This window comes from Methanosaeta sp. UBA356, assembly GCF_002496465.1.
Classification (GTDB): Archaea; Halobacteriota; Methanosarcinia; order Methanotrichales; family Methanotrichaceae; genus Methanothrix; species Methanothrix soehngenii.
Window position 1 is genome coordinate 22,714 of record NZ_DAKC01000132.1, and the last position, 1,796, is coordinate 24,509.

Genomic DNA, 1,796 nt, shown 5'->3' on the forward strand with positions numbered 1-1,796 from the left:
ATAAAACCCGCTTTCTCCCAGAGATCAGGGACGACATCTCTGTGGTCCATATTGCCGGGAACTATCAGCACTGGCGGACCAAGGCGGGCGAGGGCCATGGCAGCAGGCTTCGCTCCCTCTGTTGAACTGGCATTATGGAGGTCGCCGCAAAAGGCAATCAGGTCGTACTTGAGGTCCTTTAGATTCCTGATCCCCTCAGTGCAGTCATGCAGGTCCGCCAGACCCAGAATCCTCAGAGCCCCACTCATGGACCATCTCCAGAATATGGCTATGGATCTCCAGATATTTAGATCTCTACGATATCGTATGGGCGGGCTTGGATGATGCCGCTTCAGCCTGCGGGGGGAATACGTCCACTATGACCACGTTGCTCGGCTGGTTGTTGATCACGAAGTAGAGCATGTGTCTTCCTGCTTGATCGGCATCAAAGCTCATATTGTTGTAGCCAGGATTGAGTTGATAGACGCAGTAATCGTGAAATATGCTGTTTGTCTGAATGGTATGGTAGAATCCGGCATCTCCTCTCTGGGGTACATAGGCTACCAGCTCCAGCTTGCTTCCCAGGGGCACGACTGCATACTGCGACCAGTTAGCTGTTCCCTTTATCCATAGATCGCTTCTGGTGGCCATAGCAGATGCATATTGAGAATATGCCAGTCCCTGACCATCGCCATAATAGACTGCTATCGGCTCTTTCCCAGATATATCATACTGGGCAGGTTTGCCGATCACTCCGCCCTCAGCAGTCTTTGTGGCAGCGGCAAAATATTCGCTATAGGGAATGAATGCGCTCTGTGCTGCACCCGCAGTGTAGAGGGACGCGTCCGAGGGCAGGGGATATCTGGCGCTGGGCACGGGCTGGTCCAGCCAGTCCAGCATTCCCGCCAGGCCCTCGTCCAGAGTCCCACGACCATAAGACTGGCCGATGTTGGGATTCGAGTAGCCTGTATCTGCGGCAAAAGCCGGTAATGGAATGCTGATTGCCATTATGCAGATAAGAAATATGACCTGTTTCATCTCATTTCACCCGCAAATGGGTTTCGACACATCCTATTTAAACTTGCGTCAAAAGTTCGACAATCAGTGAAAGATCAGGGCGTCCTTTGGGCAGGCGTCTATGCAGCGGCCGCACTTTATGCAATCCGGCAAATCCTGCAGCTCAAATACCCGAAGCTGCATGGGGCAGACCTTCTGGCACCTCTTGCAGTCAATACATAAATCCCCGTCCAGCTTGAGCTGGTATTTGCTGCCTCCCATAATCCTCTGCAATGTGCCCATGGGACAGAATGTGCACCAGGTCCGGGGGGCGATGATCACGCCAAAGAGTATGGCAATGGAGGTGGTGATTATGCATAGGGTGACAAATACCATTCCGATTCGGTCCACCACCCCCTGGGTTCCTAATAGCCGGTAGATCATAAAGCCCATCAGGGCGATGAAGATGGGAATCCTGATCCACATGCTGCGCAGGAAAAGAGGGATCGCCAGCCTTCGGCTAAGGGGGGCCAGCCAGAAGTCAACGAAGCTGCCCCGGGGGCAGAGGTTGCCACAAAACCATCTGCCTCTGAAGGGGGCAATGATCAGAAGGGTGGCGAAGACCAGCAGGAGGATGTAGCCAAGCTTGGGATAAAAGATCCCGCCAATCGATACAATCAGCACGATCATGCCCAGATAAGGGGTAATTGCCCTGATTTTGGACTGTTTCATAGTTAATCCTTCTCTCTTGAAGACGCCTCTGCCCTCGGGATCCTATCCATTAAAGATATGTTATTTAAAAAATCAAACTGCGCGCGGCC

General features: G+C 52.5%; 3 protein-coding genes. All 3 read right to left on the reverse strand.

Features of this window, described 5'->3' with window-relative positions:
- Nucleotides 1–248: metallophosphoesterase family protein (locus BP727_RS12970; protein WP_286859217.1), on the reverse strand; the 248-nt coding region annotated here is incomplete at its 3' end.
- Nucleotides 249–294: 46 nt separating this feature from the next.
- A complete protein-coding gene (locus BP727_RS12975) occupies nucleotides 295–987 on the reverse strand; it encodes a hypothetical protein (protein ID WP_286859219.1) in 693 nt (230 codons plus the stop codon).
- Nucleotides 988–1,080: 93 nt separating this feature from the next.
- A complete protein-coding gene (locus BP727_RS12980; RefSeq protein WP_286859221.1) occupies nucleotides 1,081–1,707 on the reverse strand; it encodes a 4Fe-4S binding protein in 627 nt (208 codons plus the stop codon).
- Nucleotides 1,708–1,796: the final 89 nt, after the last annotated feature.